At 65.5% G+C, this 16,271-nt stretch carries 16 protein-coding genes; 7 read left to right on the plus strand and 9 right to left on the minus strand.

What is annotated here, in order from left to right; genetic code table 11:
* Nucleotide 1: 1 nt before the first annotated feature.
* Complete coding sequence (locus ABG82_RS14755; RefSeq protein ID WP_131676206.1) at nucleotides 2-247, minus strand: hypothetical protein; 246 nt, start codon at nucleotides 245-247, stop codon at nucleotides 2-4.
* A gap of 27 nt (nucleotides 248-274) precedes the next feature.
* A complete protein-coding gene (locus ABG82_RS14760) occupies nucleotides 275-1,552 on the minus strand; it encodes a neprosin family prolyl endopeptidase (RefSeq protein WP_052510888.1) in 1,278 nt (425 codons plus the stop codon).
* A 167-nt stretch (nucleotides 1,553-1,719) separates the two neighbouring features.
* Here ABG82_RS14760 and ABG82_RS14765 point away from each other — a divergent pair, with 167 nt between their 5' ends.
* The gene (locus ABG82_RS14765; RefSeq protein ID WP_043075596.1) at nucleotides 1,720-2,697 is read left to right on the plus strand and encodes a quinone oxidoreductase family protein; all 978 of its coding nucleotides are present in this window, start codon (nucleotides 1,720-1,722) and stop codon (nucleotides 2,695-2,697) included.
* A 112-nt stretch (nucleotides 2,698-2,809) separates the two neighbouring features.
* Here the strand turns inward: ABG82_RS14765 and ABG82_RS14770 are convergent, their stop codons facing one another.
* On the minus strand, nucleotides 2,810-3,745 hold the full coding sequence (locus ABG82_RS14770; protein WP_043075595.1) for a heme o synthase: 936 nt from the start codon (nucleotides 3,743-3,745) through the stop codon (nucleotides 2,810-2,812).
* A gap of 219 nt (nucleotides 3,746-3,964) precedes the next feature.
* On the opposite strand from ABG82_RS14770, the gene tkt reads away from it, so the two are divergent.
* From tkt to pgl, 5 genes are read left to right on the plus strand one after another with little or no spacing between them, the layout of a single operon-like run.
* Entirely contained in the window at nucleotides 3,965-6,079 is a 2,115-nt protein-coding gene (gene tkt / locus ABG82_RS14775; RefSeq protein WP_174544366.1) for a transketolase, read from the plus strand.
* A 24-nt stretch (nucleotides 6,080-6,103) separates the two neighbouring features.
* Nucleotides 6,104-7,231 carry a transaldolase gene (gene tal, locus ABG82_RS14780; RefSeq protein WP_043075593.1) on the plus strand — a complete coding sequence of 376 codons (1,128 nt, stop codon included), beginning with the start codon at nucleotides 6,104-6,106 and terminating at the stop codon, nucleotides 7,229-7,231.
* Between the two features lie 35 nt (nucleotides 7,232-7,266).
* Complete coding sequence (zwf, locus tag ABG82_RS14785) at nucleotides 7,267-8,817, plus strand: glucose-6-phosphate dehydrogenase (protein ID WP_043075799.1); 1,551 nt, start codon at nucleotides 7,267-7,269, stop codon at nucleotides 8,815-8,817.
* Nucleotides 8,814-9,722 (plus strand): glucose-6-phosphate dehydrogenase assembly protein OpcA, encoded by a 909-nt coding sequence (opcA, locus tag ABG82_RS14790; RefSeq protein WP_043075798.1) that lies wholly within the window; start codon nucleotides 8,814-8,816, stop codon nucleotides 9,720-9,722. The genes zwf and opcA overlap by 4 nt, the downstream gene beginning before the upstream one ends.
* Nucleotides 9,719-10,462, plus strand: a complete 744-nt coding sequence (pgl, locus tag ABG82_RS14795) for a 6-phosphogluconolactonase (protein ID WP_043075592.1) — start codon at nucleotides 9,719-9,721, stop codon at nucleotides 10,460-10,462. The genes opcA and pgl overlap by 4 nt, the downstream gene beginning before the upstream one ends.
* Nucleotides 10,463-10,607: 145 nt before the next feature.
* Here the strand turns inward: pgl and ABG82_RS14800 are convergent, their stop codons facing one another.
* The 5 genes from ABG82_RS14800 to ABG82_RS14820 all read right to left on the minus strand — a co-directional run bounded on the left by ABG82_RS14800 (nucleotide 10,608) and on the right by ABG82_RS14820 (nucleotide 13,683).
* Nucleotides 10,608-11,360 carry a hypothetical protein gene (locus tag ABG82_RS14800; protein ID WP_043075591.1) on the minus strand — a complete coding sequence of 251 codons (753 nt, stop codon included), beginning with the start codon at nucleotides 11,358-11,360 and terminating at the stop codon, nucleotides 10,608-10,610.
* Complete coding sequence (locus ABG82_RS14805) at nucleotides 11,347-11,679, minus strand: hypothetical protein (RefSeq protein ID WP_043075590.1); 333 nt, start codon at nucleotides 11,677-11,679, stop codon at nucleotides 11,347-11,349. Before ABG82_RS14805 ends, ABG82_RS14800 begins: the two co-directional genes overlap by 14 nt.
* A complete protein-coding gene (locus ABG82_RS14810) occupies nucleotides 11,676-12,062 on the minus strand; it encodes a hypothetical protein (RefSeq protein WP_043075589.1) in 387 nt (128 codons plus the stop codon). The genes ABG82_RS14805 and ABG82_RS14810 overlap by 4 nt, the downstream gene beginning before the upstream one ends.
* A gap of 265 nt (nucleotides 12,063-12,327) precedes the next feature.
* Complete coding sequence (gene secG, locus ABG82_RS14815) at nucleotides 12,328-12,564, minus strand: preprotein translocase subunit SecG (RefSeq protein ID WP_043075588.1); 237 nt, start codon at nucleotides 12,562-12,564, stop codon at nucleotides 12,328-12,330.
* Nucleotides 12,565-12,621: 57 nt separating this feature from the next.
* Nucleotides 12,622-13,683, minus strand: coding sequence for a neutral zinc metallopeptidase (locus tag ABG82_RS14820; RefSeq protein ID WP_276049568.1), 1,062 nt, complete (start codon nucleotides 13,681-13,683; stop codon nucleotides 12,622-12,624).
* A gap of 152 nt (nucleotides 13,684-13,835) precedes the next feature.
* Between ABG82_RS14820 and ABG82_RS14825 the strand changes: the two genes are divergently transcribed.
* Nucleotides 13,836-15,482, plus strand: coding sequence for a DUF2207 family protein (locus ABG82_RS14825; protein ID WP_043075586.1), 1,647 nt, complete (start codon nucleotides 13,836-13,838; stop codon nucleotides 15,480-15,482).
* A 1-nt stretch (nucleotide 15,483) separates the two neighbouring features.
* Here ABG82_RS14825 and tpiA read toward each other — a convergent pair whose 3' ends face one another.
* Nucleotides 15,484-16,269, minus strand: a complete 786-nt coding sequence (gene tpiA / locus ABG82_RS14830) for a triose-phosphate isomerase (protein WP_043075585.1) — start codon at nucleotides 16,267-16,269, stop codon at nucleotides 15,484-15,486.
* Between the last annotated feature and the right edge of the window lie 2 nt (nucleotides 16,270-16,271).

A 16,271-nucleotide genomic window follows, 5' to 3' on the forward strand; every position in this document is an offset into this window, starting at 1 on the left:
ACTACGGCTTGCCACGAGCGATGCGCGAACGGTCCACGGTCGCCGCAACCGCGGACCGGGCCGCGGTCAGCGCCTGCTCCTCGGCCGGATAGCTGACAGCGGGCTGCTCCGCGATGAGCGCCTGCCCCTGGTCGGCCTCAAACCGGACCTCCCAGGACCAGGCGCCACCCACGAGCTCGGTCGTCGTGATGACCAAACGCACTCCGTGATAGATCTCGTGGTACTGCACCATTCGGACCCTACTCACGACGCCCCGCCGACGAACCGATCCGGATCAGCTGCCACCCGGGCCCCCGAACCACAGCGTCTCGCTCCAGGGCGCCGCGTACAGATTGACTTGCGCGGTGTACCACGCCGGCCATCCCTGCGACGGCGTCAGGTTGGCATTGATCATCGCGCCGCCCTGCGGCGGCCAGTAGCCGATCTGCCGCTGGTACGCGGCATGCTGCCAACCCTGATTGGCGAATGCGCCGCTGCCCATGGCCGGAAAACTGGTGGTACCCACGGTTTCACCGCCGTAGTCGATTTCGGCGGCGCTCGTCTTCAGTGCCCCGTTGCCGAACAGCGTGTCGGGGTAATAGCCGATGGCGTTGCTGCCCTGGGTGCCGTTGAAATAGAGCCACCAGCGACCGCCGGTATGCCAGTAGGCCAGTTCGATCTGGTACTGGGCGCCGCCGGGAACACTGATCGGACCGAGGGCCATACCCGGCGAGAACGACGATGAGGTCTGCACGAAGGCGTGGCAGCTCAAGTTGTAGCAGCCGGTCGAGCCGTAATCATCAGCCGTCCAATAGGTGAACAGATGCGGCTGGGCGTCTCCGTACAGCTGCGGGTAGACCTGCCACCCGCATTCGACGGTTTGCAGACCGCCGCCGCTGCCGCCGACATACCAGTGCTGAGACAGCGAGAACACCTGATTCGCGCCTATGCCGGGCCGCCACAGATTCAAAAAGCTGTGCCCGCCGCCGTTGGTGACGTTCTGGTACGCATGCGCCCAGCGGTGCGTGGCGGGAACGGTGGGCGGCTCGACCGCACGCGGAGGCCGCCCAGCACCACCGGGTCCCTTACGCATGAACGCCTTCAGCGACGGAAAGCGCGCCAAATCGGTCAGCGTGATCCGGCGCATCGGAATGGTCCCATCGGGGCCCTGCATCGCGTTGCCGTACCAGTCCTTACGCTGCGCCCCTGTCTCCGGGCTGGCCGCCGCCGCGGTCCTGATTTCGTCCTCGTCGACGGCCTCGGTGCCGCCCCCGATGGTCGGCAGATCGGGCGCCTTGGCCACCCGCTCGGACGAGCCGCGCAGCGCCGGCTGCTGTTCGACCGGAATGCAGTCGAAGACCGCCCCGGTCTCATCGACGAAACTGTGTGCGGCGTCGACGCCGTCGTACAGTCGCACGAGGTGTGCCCGCATGTCTTCGAAGGCGTCCTCGTGGGTGACTCGCGCTGCCGCGACGGCGGCATGCGCGGTGAAGCTGGCGGACTCCAGTGAGTCCCGAAAATCACGCAGCGACTGAATCCCTTTCGGAGCCGCTGGCTTTCGTGGCCTGGTCATTACCCTTCTCCTTATCGCGCTGGTCTCATGAATGAACTCGAGAGTTGCCAATGCCGGGGCGGCAGTGACGGTTCAACGCTCGCGAAAAAGATGACGCGGGACACGAGTAGCGGGCTACTCGATTCGGCGGCCACATCTTGGCCTGGGACTGCTGAATACTGGAACCCATGCGCGCCATCGAGGTACCCGTGACCGGAGGACCGGACGTCCTCACTCTCGTCGAAAAGACCGACCCCACGCCGGGTCCCGGCGAAGTGCTCATCGACGTCGACGCGGTGGGAGTCAACTTCCGCGACGTCTATCTGCGCAACGGCAGCTATGCCGCACCGCTCCCCCACATCCCGGGTTCCGAGGTGAGCGGCGTGGTGAGTGCGGTCGGCGAGGGTGTGCACAGCCTGGTTCCCGGCGATCGCGTCGCCAGCCCGGTCGCGGCCTGGGGATACGCCGAATCGACCACGGCCCCTGCCGATTACACCGCCAAGGTACCCGAGGGTCTCTCCGCCGAGGTGGCGGCGAGTTCCCTGCTACAAGGAATCACCGCGCACTATCTGTTGACCTCGGTCTACCCCGTTGCGGCCGGTGACACCGTGCTGGTGCACGCCGGTGCCGGCGGCATGGGTCTGCTGCTGACCCAGTGGGCAACGTATCGGGGAGTCAGGGTCATCACCACCGTGTCGAGCGAGGCGAAAGAGAAGCTGTCCCGGGAGGCCGGCGCGGCGGAGGTACTCTCGTACCCGAACCCTGACGATCCCTCCGAATTCGCCGCACAAATCCTGGAATTGACCGCGGGCGAAGGTGTCGCGGTCGCCTACGACGGAGTCGGCAAGTCCACCTTCGAGGCAAGCCTGGCGGCGGTCCGGGTGCGTGGCCTGATTGCCCTGTACGGGGCGGCCAGCGGGCAGGTGCCGCCCTTCGACCCGCAGCGCCTCACCGCGAAATCGGCGGTATTGACCCGTCCCACCATGGGGCATTTCATCCGGAACCCCGAAGAGTTCGCCTGGCGTGCCAACGACGTACTGGACCTGGTGTCGCGCGGCACGCTGAAGATCACTGTGGGCGCCAGCTACGCACTCGACCAGGCCGCCCAGGCCCATATCGATCTGGAGGCACGCAAGACCACCGGGTCTGTGGTGCTCATCCCCTGATCCACCGAGCGCGGCGTTGCGCACGCGGACACGCCGTGTGCGGGCGTGCCTAACGCCGCGCTCGCGGTCAGAGCTGGAACCGTGTGCGGCGTGCCTAACGCCGCGCTCGCGGTCAGAGCTGGAACAGGGTGGGCCAGCCGACCACGGAGTCGACAGCGAGTGCGCAGAAGACGACGGCCAGATAGTTGTTCGACTGCAGGAACAGGCGCAGCGGCCTGATCGGTTGCCCCTTGCGCACACCCGAGTACAGCTGGTGTGCCATGGTCAGGAACCAGACGCCGGCCAAGAACGCGACCACGGCATAGATGACACCGGCGGCCAGCGCGAGCACCAGGGTGGCCAGCACGGTGAGCCAGGTGTAGACGAGGATCAGTTTGGTGACCTTCTCCTCGGTGGCGATCACCGGCAGCATCGGAACACCCGCGGCCCGATAGTCCTCCTTGTACCGCATCGCCAGCGCCCAGGTGTGCGGCGGCGTCCAGAAGAAGATGATCGCGAACATCACCAGCGCCGGCCACGCGATCGTGCCGGTGACCGCCGACCAGCCGATCATCACCGGCATACATCCGGCGGCACCACCCCACACCACGTTCTGCGCGGTGCGGCGCTTGAGCACCAGCGTGTAGATGAACACGTAGAACGCGATCGTGGCCACCGCGAGCAGCCCGGACAGCAGGTTGGCGGTCCACCACAGCCAGGCGAAGGCTCCAACACCCAGCACCACACCGAAGATCAGGGCGTTACGCGTGGTCACCGTCGACGTGGCCAGCGGCCGCCGCGCGGTGCGCTTCATCACCTTGTCGATATCGGCATCGGCGACGCAGTTGAGCGTATTGGCACTGGCCGCGGCCATCACACCACCCAGCAGCGTGTTCAGGATGAGCAGCGGATTCACGTGACCGCGGTCGGCTAGCAGCATCGCGGGGATCGTGGTGACCAGCAGCAACTCGATGACGCGCGGCTTCGTCAGCGCGACATACGCCAGGATGGTGCGGAGAAAGGGGGGTGCGTTCCGGCCACGGCCTTGCGCGCCCTGCGTCTCTCGCATCCGCACCGCGCTGATCCTCCTGGGTAGCTTTCCTGGTGAGCCAGCCGACCCGCGGCACTGAGCGCTCTACTACACACGATGGTAGACCGCCAGGGTCAGGCGTCGACAACCAAGGTCGGCCCTGCGAAGTGAACACCGGTTGTCTACCACCGGACTAGCACATTGCCTGTGCGGCGTCACCCGGCCTTGAGGCAGCGGTGTGAAATCGGCAGCACTACGATAGGTCCCGTGACCGCGATCGACGAGATCCCGACCGATATCCCAACCCTCACCCGGGCCACTCACCCGGATGACTGGACAGAGCTGGACTCGCGTGCGGTAGACACCGCACGGGTGCTGGCAGCCGATGCCGTGCAGAAGGTCGGCAACGGCCACCCCGGCACCGCGATGAGCCTGGCACCCTTGGCGTACACGCTCTTTCAGCGTCAGCTGCGCCATGATCCCAGTGACACCACCTGGATCGGTCGCGACCGATTCGTGCTGTCCTGCGGACACAGCAGCCTGACCCTGTACCTGCAGCTGTACTTGGGCGGATTCGGCCTGGAGCTCTCCGATATCGAGGCACTGCGCACGTGGGGCTCGCTGACCCCCGGCCACCCCGAGTACCACCACACCAAGGGTGTCGAGATCACCACCGGTCCGCTCGGCCAGGGCCTGGCATCTGCCGTCGGCATGGCGATGGCCTCCCGATACGAGCGTGGCCTGTTCGATCCCGACGCGGCGCCCGGCACCAGCCCGTTCGACCACTTCATCTACGTCATCGCCTCCGACGGCGATATCGAAGAGGGCGTGACCTCCGAGGCATCCTCGCTCGCGGGCACCCAGCAGCTCGGCAATCTGATCGTCATCTGGGACGACAACAAGATCTCCATCGAGCACGACACCAAGATCGCGCTCTCCGAGGACACCGCCGCCCGCTACGAGGCGTACGGCTGGCATGTGCAGACCGTGGTCGGCGGGGAGAACGTCGCAGGAATTGAAGAAGCCATCGAGGCCGCTAAAGCCGTCACGGACCGCCCGTCGTTCATTGCGCTGCGCACCATCATCGGTTACCCCGCCCCCACCAAGATGAACACCGGTGGCGTGCACGGCTCGGCCCTGGGCGCCGACGAGGTGGCCGCCACCAAGAAAATCCTGGGCTTTGATCCGGATAAATCTTTCGACGTGGCCCCCGAGGTCATCGCCCACACCCGCGAACTGGTGACGCGCGGCCGAGAGGCACATACTGAGTGGGACAAGGGCTTTGACGCCTGGGCGGCCCGCGAACCGGAGCGCAAGGCGCTGCTGGACCGACTTGAGGCGCGCGCGCTGCCCGAGGGCTGGGATGCCGAGCTGCCGTCCTGGGAGCCCGGATCCAAGGGGGTGGCCACCCGTGCCGCGTCCGGCGACACCCTTTCGGCCCTCGGCCCCAAGCTGCCCGAACTGTGGGGCGGCTCGGCCGACCTCGCCGGTAGCAACAACACCACCATCAAGGGCGCCGACTCCTTCGGCCCGCGGGCGATCGCGACGTCGGACTGGAACGCCCAACCGTACGGCCGCACACTGCATTTCGGCATCCGCGAGCATGCGATGGGTTCGATTCTGTCCGGCATCGTGCTGCACGGCCCCACCCGCGCGTACGGCGGAACGTTCTTGCAGTTCGCCGACTACATGCGTCCCGCGGTGCGACTGGCGGCGCTGATGAACATCGACCCGATCTATGTCTGGACGCATGACTCGATCGGTCTCGGTGAGGACGGCCCCACCCACCAGCCGGTGGAACACCTGGCCGCTCTGCGCGCCATTCCCAACCTGTCAGTGGTCCGGCCCGGAGACGCCAACGAGACGGCTTACGCCTGGGCAACCATCCTGGAACGTCGATCCAGCACTGGCCCAGTCGGTTTGGCGTTGACACGCCAGGGTGTACCGATCCTGGAGGGCACCAGCCGCGACGGTGTGGCCAAGGGCGGCTACGTGCTGGACGCCGCCGAGGGCCAACCCGATGTGATCCTCATCGGCACGGGCTCGGAACTGCAGCTTGCCGTTGAGGCCAAAAAGATTCTTGCCGCCAAGGGAATTGCGGCTTCCGTCGTGTCGTTCCCCTGTGTGGAATGGTTCGAGTCCCAGCCAAAGGAATACCGCGACAGCGTGCTGCCGCCGTCTGTGCGTGCGCGGGTGTCCGTGGAAGCCGGCATCGCGCAAGGCTGGTACAAGTTCGTCGGCGACGCCGGACAGATTGTCTCCCTGGAGCACTTCGGGGCTTCCGCCGACGACAAGACGTTGTTCCGCGAATTCGGCTTCACGCCAGACGCAGTGGCTGCGGCGGCCGAAAGGTCAATCGCCGCAGCTCAATAACCCCGAATCTGAAGGGATAGATCGATGACTGATCAGAACGCCAATCTCGCCGAACTGAGCGAAGCCGGAGTCGCCGTCTGGCTCGACGATCTCTCCCGGGACCGACTCACCTCGGGCAATCTCGCCGAGCTGATCGCCACCAGGAGCGTCGTCGGGGTCACCACGAACCCGGCGATCTTCCAGGCTGCCCTGTCCAAGGGGCACGCCTATGACGCGCAGATCGCCGAGCTTGCCGAGCGTGGTGCCGATGTCGACTCGGCGATCCGGACGGCAACCACCGACGATGTGCGCGCCGCGTGCGATGTGCTGGCCCCGCAGTACGAAGCCTCCGAAGGTGTCGACGGCCGGGTCTCCATCGAGGTGGACCCGCGTCTCGCCCATGACACCGACAAGACGATCCTGCAGGCGATCGAGCTGTGGAAGATCGTGGACCGCCCGAATCTGCTGATCAAGATTCCGGCCACCAAGGCGGGTCTGCCCGCGATCTCGGCGGTGATCGCCGAGGGCATCTCGGTGAATGTCACCCTGATCTTCTCGGTGGATCGCCACAAGGAAGTGATGGACGCGTACCTGACCGGCCTGGAGGCCGCCAAGGAGGCGGGCCGCGACCTGTCCAAGATCCACTCGGTGGCCTCGTTCTTCGTGTCCCGGGTGGACACCGAGATCGACAAGCGCCTGGAGGACATCGGCAGCGGTCAGGCCTTGTCCTTGCGCGGCCGGGCCGGGGTCGCCAACGCCCGGCTGGCCTACCAGGCCTACGAGAAGGTCTTCGAGCACGGACATCGGTTCGCGGCGCTCAAGGATGCCGGCGCACGGGTGCAGCGTCCGCTGTGGGCGTCAACGGGCGTGAAGAACCCCGACTACGACGACACGCTGTATGTCGTGGATCTGGTGGCGCCGCACACCGTGAACACCATGCCGGAGAAGACCCTGGAGGCGGTTGCCGACCACGGCATCGTCACCGGCAACACCATTCACGGCACCTACGACGGCGCACACGCGGTGTTCCATGAGCTGACGCGCGCCGGAATCGACCTGGACGACGTGTTCGAGGTGCTCGAAAACGAGGGTGTCGATAAGTTCGAGGTCGCCTGGAACGAGCTCATCGATGCCACCCAAGCCCAACTCGACGCGGTATCCACCAAGGACTGAGCGTGGATGACGGTCTTCACACGAAAGGCTCATCCATGACCGAGGTTCTGCCTACCAACGCAGCGTCCGCGAAAAACCCGTTGCGGGACAAGCGCGATAAGCGCTTGCCCCGTATCGCGGGTCCCTGCTCGCTGGTGATCTTCGGGGTCACCGGCGACCTGGCGCGCAAGAAGCTGATGCCGGCCATCTACGACCTGGCCAATCGCGGGCTGTTGCCGCCATCGTTCGCACTGGTTGGCTTCGCCCGCCGGGACTGGGCCAACGAGGACTTCGGGCAGATCGTGCTCGACGCCGTCAAGGCACATTCGCGGACGCCCTTCCGTCAGCATGTCTGGGATCGCCTCGCCGAGGGAATCCGGTTCGTGCAGGGCAGTTTCGACGATGACGCGGCCTTCGAACAGCTCAAGAAGACCCTGCAGACGCTCGACGAGGAGCGCGGCACCGGCGGTAATCACGCGTTCTACCTGTCGATTCCGCCGAAGGCCTTCCCGACGGTCTGCGAACAGCTGTCCAAGTCCGGTCTGGCGCAGCCGGTGAACGGTGCGTGGCGGCGCGTGGTGATCGAGAAGCCGTTCGGCCACGATCTCACGAGCGCCCGCGAACTCAACGCGGTGGTCAACGAGGTGTTCCCCGAAGAGTCGGTCTTCCGCATCGACCACTACCTCGGAAAAGAGACGGTGCAGAACATCCTGGCCCTGCGTTTCGCGAACCAGCTGTTCGACCCCATCTGGAACGCGCATTTCGTGGACCACGTGCAGATCACCATGGCCGAGGACATCGGATTAGGCGGCCGCGCAGGGTATTACGACGGTATCGGCGCGGCACGCGATGTCATCCAGAACCATCTGCTGCAGCTGCTGGCCTTCACCGCGATGGAGGAGCCCATCAACTTCTCCCCCGCCGAACTGCAGGCCGAGAAGATCAAGGTGCTCTCGGCGACCAGGCTGGCAGAACCGCTGTCCGAGACCACCGCTCGTGGTCAATACGGCCCCGGTTGGCAAGGCAGCCAGCAGGTGCCGGGGCTGTTGGAGGAGGACGGTTTCTCCAGAACCTCCACCACCGAGACGTACGCGGCCATCACGCTGGAAGTGGACAGCCGGCGCTGGGCCGGGGTTCCGTTCTACTTGCGCACCGGAAAACGCCTGGGCCGCAGGGTTACCGAGATTGCCCTGGTGTTCAAGCGGGCTCCGCATCTGCCCTTCGACTCCACCATGACCGAGGAGCTCGGCGCCAACGCCCTGGTGATCCGGGTGCAGCCCGACGAGGGGGTCACGTTGCGCTTCGGCTCCAAGGTCCCCGGCAGCGCCATGGAAGTGCGTGACGTGAACATGGACTTCTCGTATGAACAGGCCTTCACCGAGGAATCACCTGAGGCCTACGAGCGGTTGATCCTCGATGTGCTGTTGGGCGAACCGTCACTGTTCCCGGTGAACGCCGAGGTCGAATTGTCCTGGCGGATCCTTGATCCCGCCCTGGACTTCTGGGCCTCGGAAGGCAAGCCGGACACCTACGAGTCAGGTACCTGGGGGCCGCAATCGGCCGTGGAGATGCTGGCCCGCAGCGGCCGGGAATGGAGGCGGCCGTGATCATCGATCTGCCCGATACCACCACCAACGACGTCAACAAGAAGCTGGTGGAGCTGCGGGAGACCGGCGGAGCCGTCACCATGGCCCGCGTGCTGACCCTGGTGGTCATCACCGATGCCGGCGACAATGTCGAAGAGGTGATCGAAGCCGCCAACGGCGCCAGCCACGAGCACCCGTGCCGTGTGATCGTGCTGGAACGCAACCCCCTTGCTCCGGCCACCGGGCTGAGTGCGCAGATCCGAGTGGGAGGAGACGCGGGGGCCGGCGAGGTCGTCGTGTTGCGCCTGCGCGGCCCGCTGGCCGCCCATGAGCACAGCGTGGTGATTCCGTTCCTGCTGCCCGACACCCCAGTGGTGGCCTGGTGGCCCAACCAGGCACCCGCGATTCCGGCGGAACATCCGGTGGGCCGCCTGGCTATTCGCCGCATCACAGATGCGACAACGGCACCCGATCCGATGACGGCGATCAAGAACCGGCTCACCGGCTACACCCCGGGCGACACCGACCTGTCGTGGAGCCGCATCACCTACTGGCGGGCACTGCTGGCTTCGGCGCTGGATCAGCCGCCGTACGAAGGCATCAATTCCGCGGTGGTATCGGGGCTGGCCACCGAACCGGCACTGGACGTCACCGCCGGATGGCTGGCCTCACGCATCAACGGCCCGGTCACCCGCGTGGTCGGCGAGCTGAAGGTGGAGTTGCACCGGGACAGCGAGATCGTCACGCTGAGCCGCCCGCAGACCGGCGCCATTGCGACGCTGGCCCGCACCGGGCGCCCGACGGCGTCACTTCCGTTGCCGCGCAGGGAGACACGCGATTGTCTGGCCGAGGACTTGCGCCGCCTCGACCCCGACGAGATCTACCGCACGGCGCTCGAGGGAATCGCGAAGGTGCAATACGTATGAGTGAGACGATCATCGAAAAGTACGCGGACACCGATGCTTTGGTGGCCGCCGCGGGCGATCGGCTGGCATTGGCGATCACCGGCGCCCTCACCGAACGCGGTAAGGCGATGATCGTACTCACCGGCGGTGGCACCGGCATCGGCCTGCTCAAGCACCTGCGTGAGGTCGCCAGCGACCTCGACTGGGCCAATGTCCACGTGTTCTGGGGGGATGATCGATACGTCCCGAAGACAGATCCGGAACGCAATGCCTGGCAGGCCTGGGAGGCCTTGCTCGAGCATGTGAACTTTCCGCTGCGCAACATGCATGCCATGCCCAATAGCGAAAGTGAGTACGGCACCGACCTGGACGCGGCGGCGCTCGCCTATGAGCAGCTGCTGGCGGCCAACGCCGAACCCGGTCAGGACTGCCCCACCTTCGATGTCCACCTGCTGGGCATGGGCGGTGAGGGGCATATCAATTCGTTGTTCCCACACACCGATGCCGTCAAGGAGACGCACCGATTGGTTGTGGCAGTGCCCGACTCCCCCAAGCCGCCACCCGAGCGAATCACCCTGACATTGCCCGCAATTCAGCGCTCACGCGAGGTCTGGCTGGTTGTTTCCGGCGAAGCCAAGGCCGAGGCGGTCGCCGCGGCTATCGGCGGGGCCGATCCCATTGACGTGCCCGCGGCCGGCGCCAAGGGCATCGAACGCACGGTGTGGCTGCTTGATGAGGCCGCGGCAAGCCAACTGGGCTAGCGCGCGATTTTTCGGGCCAACCACGTCCGCTCACCGCTCGCTCCGTTCGCGGCAGCGTGTACTGAGGGCGGTGGCTTCAAACATTGTGTGCTACGTGGGGACTTGTCGTCCACGGAATCCTGACGTACACCGTGTGCGCGGCGCGCTAGCTGTCGTTCCCCTGCCCGGCCGCGAAGAGCGCGTCGGGGTCAACGGCAAGACCATGTTCGGACGGCGCGGCGGGTGGCTGTGATTTGCTCACCGCGGCAACCGGAACCGGAGTGGCAATCGCGGGCCCCGGCGCCGGGGTGCGCAGCCGTTCCACGTTGACCGCGAACTCGGCGACTCCGTCCGCGATCGCGGCCGCATGCTCGTCCAAGCGGTCCAGCAGCTGAGACAGCGTGCGCCCCATCTTGTTTCCGAGTTCGGAGGCCTCTGCCACCGCCGAAGCGATAGTGGTCGCGACACTGCCGCCCTGGGTGATCGGTGATGCCGCCCTCGCCGCCGTGAACTCGGTGATGATGTCGTCGACATAGCCTTCAACCCATTGCCCGAGCATGCTGCGGGTATGGGTGACCAGGTCGGTCACCACATTGATGCGTTGATTGATATTCGCCGCGACAAGTCGCAGCTCCTGCAGGGCATCATCGATCGCACCCGACGTTTCACCGAATCCCGTTGCCGCCGAACCGCTATGGCCGTCATCGAGTGCTTTCAGCACGGCCGCCAGTTCCTGCTGCACGTTGGTGACATCGGCGATGCAGTATCGCCAGAAAGTTGCTTCGGCGGATGCCGCCACCGGATCACCGCGTAGCGCGTCGAGCGGCTCTTCGAGGAACCGGACATGCTCGACCACGAAGCCCAATCCGGCATCGTCAAGGCGAGTGAGCGGTTTCAGCTCGGCATCAAGGGTGTCCACCGAACCCTTCACCAATCTTCGTCATCGCGGCGACGCTCTGGTCCTCGGAATCGGCAATCCGTCGGGCCTGATCATGCAGACGCTGCCCCGTCTCCACAATCACATCACCAAGAGTGCGCACCGCGTCGGTCAATTGGTCGATGCTCCCCCGCACCGACATCACAAAGTCCGACGACACCGCCCCCAGGTCACGGTCACCCAGCCCCTCTCCGTGGTGTTCGAGCAGAAACCGAAGCGACCCCCCAGCGCCTTCCAGGTTCGCTGCCTCACGCAGCACCACATCGCGATCAAACCGGAAAGTCCCCGTCTCGTCGCTCATGAGTCCGGTCCCAGATGATCGCCCTCCCCAAGGTGCCCCCCGTCCAGGTAGCCCTTGACGTAGTCCATCGCCGGTCCGTCACCGGTGAGGTCGTGCAGTGTGCTGTGGATCTGACTGGCCGCGTTGACCTGCGCCGCCGCAATTGTCCTGGTGATGATGGCCGACAGATCCCTCGCATCCATCGACAGCGTCGACTCGTCCAGATCCAGCGCCTCGATACGTCCCCCCGAACCGACGGTCACCGCTACCCCCACGTCGTCCTTCGCATGACCGCGAACCAGCCCCACGGTCTGCTGCACGTACTGGGCACGCTGCCCAAGAACCTCCAGGCGATCCTGATACTCACGAATCCATTGGCGGGGGTCACCACGGCACTCCGACATGACGAGGGGCTCCTTTCCGAGGACACGACCGGTGAAACGGGAACGTCCCCTCCGCGTCCCCGGTCCACCGACCGCTGATGGCATATGTCGACTTCTGTGCCATACATAGAGATTGATGCGCCGAGGACGTGAATCGGTTCCATGAATTTTGAAGAAATTTCTTGGCAAATGAATGAAACGTCAATTACCTGCGAGAACATATGTCCCAGAGACAAAACAGCGGACTACCTGTGCAGTAGTCCGCTGTGGGTGAAACGTTCAGGCGCTATCCGCCGAGCTTGATTTGCAGCCCGACACCAACAATTGAGATCACCCAAATCGCGGTGACGAAGTAGGTAAGCCGGTCCAGGTTCTTCTCCACCACGGTCGAACCCGACAGGCTGGACTGAACACCGCCGCCGAACAGCGTCGACAGACCGCCACCCTTCGCGCGGTGCAACAGCACCAGCAGGACCACCAGCAAGCTCGTGATCACCAGGACGATCTGCAACGCCAATTCCATGCGGCCAGCTTACCGGCTCGCGGTGCGCTCTCTTGCGCAGGGATGAACCGAGTCCGATCAGCTCACCTGGTCACTCGGCGAGAGCCACGTGTTGCACTCCCACAACCGGTTCGTCTCCGAGCCGTGCCGCCACCATGCCTCGGAGTGTTCATTGGAACCATGGTCGCGCTTCGACCGTTGCCCATCGCCCCGATCCTGGTCATTCCACGCGAGGTCGAGTTCGTGCTGGGTGATGGTGCCCCCGCGCCGCGACCCGACGAACATTCCTGAGAAGCACTGGGCCTGAAGTTCGCTACGCCGGGACAGCTCCAGCCCCACCGGAGAATCCACACCCGCGGCAACACGCTGATTCCACTCCTCCGACGATATTCCGCTGAGCTCCTGAACGTGATGCCCGTACTCGTGCGCATAAACGGCAAGGTAAAAGCCGTCGTGATTGCCGTACCTGTTCGGCGACATGCTCACCGTCGACATGTAGATCGTGTTGTTCGATGAGCAGTAGAAAGCAGCTGTCTCGCCGCCCACGAAGTCCTCGTCCCCACAGGGTGAGTCCACATAGCTTCCTGCCACTACCAATCCCGGCGATGACCAGGGCAAGTGGGACCAGTCCAGTAGCCGCTTCCACTCCGGATCCAAGCACCCCCGCAGATCTCCGTAAAACGCCTCAGCATGCGGAATATCAAATGGCCATGTGCTCGTGGAGCAGGGCGTATTGCGGAACCCCGCATCCCGGTCCCGAAACAACGGGTTGTCGCCAAGCGCGTAGACCGGCTGTGGCCCGGCTGGTGGCTGCGGGCGCGTCGTCGTGGGACTTGTCCACGGCGTTGCCGACGGGTACTGCCAAGTGGTGGAGGCCCGCACCGGCTGGCGCCTACCGGAACCCACATGGCGCGCCCACACCACCGCCGCACCCAGCATCAAGGCCAAAACCAACACGAAGGCCGCGATTGCGATGATCATGCCGCCGCGGGACCGGCGCGGTGGCCCCCCATAGGCCACCGGCGGCGGATACACCGGCCGCGCGGGCGGCACACGATATCCGGGCCGGGGTTGGGCAACGGGATATCCGGGAAATACCGGGCCGGGCGGCGGCAGCCAACCGCGCGCAGGTGGCACCATCTGGGCGCGGGCCGGCGGTGGCAGCGGTACACCCCACGCCGGTACGGGTCTGGGCTGGTAGTACGACGGTGGCCCCACCTAGTCCCCCCAACACATTCGGTGAATGCGGGCCAGCATATCGACACTCACCTAGGGTTACCGCCGTGGGAGAGATGACTCGCGGGGTGGCGGTGCGGTTGGCGTTGTGCCTGACGGTTTGTGCCGGATCGATTCTCATGGCAGCACCGGCAAGCGCCGACCCTCCCCCGGCCACCGTCGCTGTTGCCATGAGCCTCACGGCAGATGGCGCACTGAACATCGCCGAAACCATCAGCCCGGCCAAAGGTCAAGTCCTGCAACGCCATCTGGCATTAGATATGGCCGTCGAGGGCAATCGGACGCAACATTTCGAGGTCAGCGACGTCGCCGCCACCGGCGACGCGACGGCGGCCGTCGATGGAAACACGTTGATCACCACCGCGGCCGGCCCCGCCACCGTCACCTACACGGTTCGCGGGACGGTCGCCGATATCGCCGATCACCAGCAGGTGCTCTGGCCGTTCGCCTCCGGCTGGGATTCCCGCCTACACGGCGTTACCGGTTCATTCGCATCACCCAGCACCAAGCCGAGCTCACCCACGTGCACGCTGGGCCCCGCGGGAGCTCAAATACGTTGCACCGCAGCCCAGGTGGATCACACCGGGGTGGTTCGGGTACAACAAGACGACCTGCCGCCCGACACACTCGCCACGTTCACCGTGATCATTCCGGCGGGCACGGTACCGGCAACCGCATCATTCTCCGCACTCCCCGGACAGCAGGGCGCCTTTGCACTGACGGCGCCGGGAATCGCTGCCCTGACCGGCCTCGGCGTCGCCTCCGCCGCACTCGCGGCGTGGGTGCTCATCGCCCGCCGGCGCGACGCGCGCGCCCGCGATATCGCCGTCACCCTCACCGATCCCCTGGTGCGCGATGAGAAGGGCACGCGTTTCGCCGCACCGGACGGGGTGCTGCCGGGCCAGGTGGGCACCGTCATCGATCTGCGTGTCGACGCGGTAGACCTGACAGCGACAGTCGTCGACCTGGCGGTTCGCGGATACCTGTGGATCGCCGAAACCACCGGGCCCGGTGGTCGGCTCGATTGGCAGATATCCCGCCGCGCCCCGGCGGACGGCCTGTTGATCTCCTATGAGGTCGGGCTTCTGGACATGTTGTTACCGGAGGGCACCCCGACGGTGTTCATGTCCAGCCTGCACCTGCCAGGGCCGCGGCTGGACCTCGGCGACATCCCCGATGCGATGTACGCCGACGCCCAGCGCCACGGGTGGTTCCGCCGCGCACCGGAGCACCTCGGTACCTTGGCCCGCTACGGAATCGGTGTGCTGCTGGCCGGCCTCCTGGTCACTGCCGTTTTGGCGATCAGCATCGGCAATGCCATGGTCGGGGTAGCGCTGTGCGGCCTGGGTGCCGTCTGCGCACTGGCCGGCATGTTGTTGCCGGTCCGCACGGCGCGCGGTCACCTGCTGGTGGCACACGTGGCCGCGCTGCGCCGCTATCTGGGTGAGCTCAGTGTCGACGGTCTGGATGCCGCCGACGCTGAGATTGTCCTGACCCGGGCCGCGCCGTACGCCATTGTGCTCGGCCAGCTGGGCCCCTGGCTCGACGCAATGGCAGCACTCGACACCGGCGCCGATGGCTCACCCGGAATCGATTGGTACGAAACGGCTTCCGGCGATACCGCGAACATGCCCGCCTTCCTCACCACCCTGGACGGGGTGCTGGCACGTGGCGCGCATCTGCGGAATCTGCCGCACAGCTGAGCTAGAGCAGGGGCCCGCCCGCGGCGATGGCCGACATCTGAGCGAACTGTTCTCCGTCCAGCGACGCGCCGCCGACAAGTGCGCCGTCGACATCCTCCTGCGCGACGATCTCGCCGACGTTCTTGGCGTTGGCAGAGCCGCCGTACAGAACTCGAACAGACGCCGCCACCCCGGAATTCGCGATCTGCGCAAGCTCGGATCGGATCGCGGTACACACTTCCTGTGCGTCCGCCGCGCTGGCCACCCGCCCGGTGCCGATGGCCCACACCGGCTCGTAGGCAATCACGACCTTCGCAACCTGCTCAGCACTGAGACCTGCCAGCGACCCCCGCAAGGAGTTCACGTTGTATTGGACATGGTCCCCGGCTTCCCGGATGTCCAGGGCCTCACCGATACACACGATCGGCGTCAGACCGTGCTTGAGGGCCGCGGCCGCCTTGGCGGCTACCAGGGCGTCGTCCTCGCCGTGGTACTGCCGCCGCTCGGAGTGCCCGACGACGACGTAGGTGACACCCAGCTTGGCCAGGAACGCACCGCTGATCTCGCCGGTGTAGGCACCTGAATCATGTACCGACACATCCTGTGCGCCATAGGTGAGACGCAACTTGTCCCCGTCGACCAGGGTCTGCACGCTCCGGATGTCGGTGAACGGCGGAATGACCGTCACGTCTACTTTGTCGAAGTACTTGTCCGGCAAGGAAAAAGCGATCTTCTGGACCAGGGCGATGGCCTCGAAATGATTGAGGTTCATCTTCCAGTTGCCAGCGATCAGTGGCTTGCGGCTCATGC

The organism is Mycobacteroides immunogenum, from assembly GCF_001605725.1.
Classification (GTDB): Bacteria; Actinomycetota; Actinomycetes; order Mycobacteriales; family Mycobacteriaceae; genus Mycobacterium; species Mycobacterium immunogenum.

What these genes read in the sequence shown, in the direction of transcription:
- ABG82_RS14760 (WP_052510888.1), bottom strand. Translation starts at nt 1,552, where the DNA reads ATGACCAGGCCACGAAAGCCAGCGGCTCCGAAAGGGATTCAGTCGCTG.
- ABG82_RS14765 (WP_043075596.1), top strand. Translation starts at nt 1,720, where the DNA reads ATGCGCGCCATCGAGGTACCCGTGACCGGAGGACCGGACGTCCTCACT.
- ABG82_RS14770 (WP_043075595.1), bottom strand. Translation starts at nt 3,745, where the DNA reads ATGCGAGAGACGCAGGGCGCGCAAGGCCGTGGCCGGAACGCACCCCCC.
- tal (WP_043075593.1), top strand. Translation starts at nt 6,104, where the DNA reads ATGACTGATCAGAACGCCAATCTCGCCGAACTGAGCGAAGCCGGAGTC.
- zwf (WP_043075799.1), top strand. Translation starts at nt 7,267, where the DNA reads ATGACCGAGGTTCTGCCTACCAACGCAGCGTCCGCGAAAAACCCGTTG.
- pgl (WP_043075592.1), top strand. Translation starts at nt 9,719, where the DNA reads ATGAGTGAGACGATCATCGAAAAGTACGCGGACACCGATGCTTTGGTG.
- ABG82_RS14805 (WP_043075590.1), bottom strand. Translation starts at nt 11,679, where the DNA reads ATGAGCGACGAGACGGGGACTTTCCGGTTTGATCGCGATGTGGTGCTG.
- ABG82_RS14810 (WP_043075589.1), bottom strand. Translation starts at nt 12,062, where the DNA reads ATGTCGGAGTGCCGTGGTGACCCCCGCCAATGGATTCGTGAGTATCAG.
- secG (WP_043075588.1), bottom strand. Translation starts at nt 12,564, where the DNA reads ATGGAATTGGCGTTGCAGATCGTCCTGGTGATCACGAGCTTGCTGGTG.
- ABG82_RS14820 (WP_276049568.1), bottom strand. Translation starts at nt 13,683, where the DNA reads ATGGTGCCACCTGCGCGCGGTTGGCTGCCGCCGCCCGGCCCGGTATTT.
- ABG82_RS14825 (WP_043075586.1), top strand. Translation starts at nt 13,836, where the DNA reads ATGACTCGCGGGGTGGCGGTGCGGTTGGCGTTGTGCCTGACGGTTTGT.
- tpiA (WP_043075585.1), bottom strand. Translation starts at nt 16,269, where the DNA reads ATGAGCCGCAAGCCACTGATCGCTGGCAACTGGAAGATGAACCTCAAT.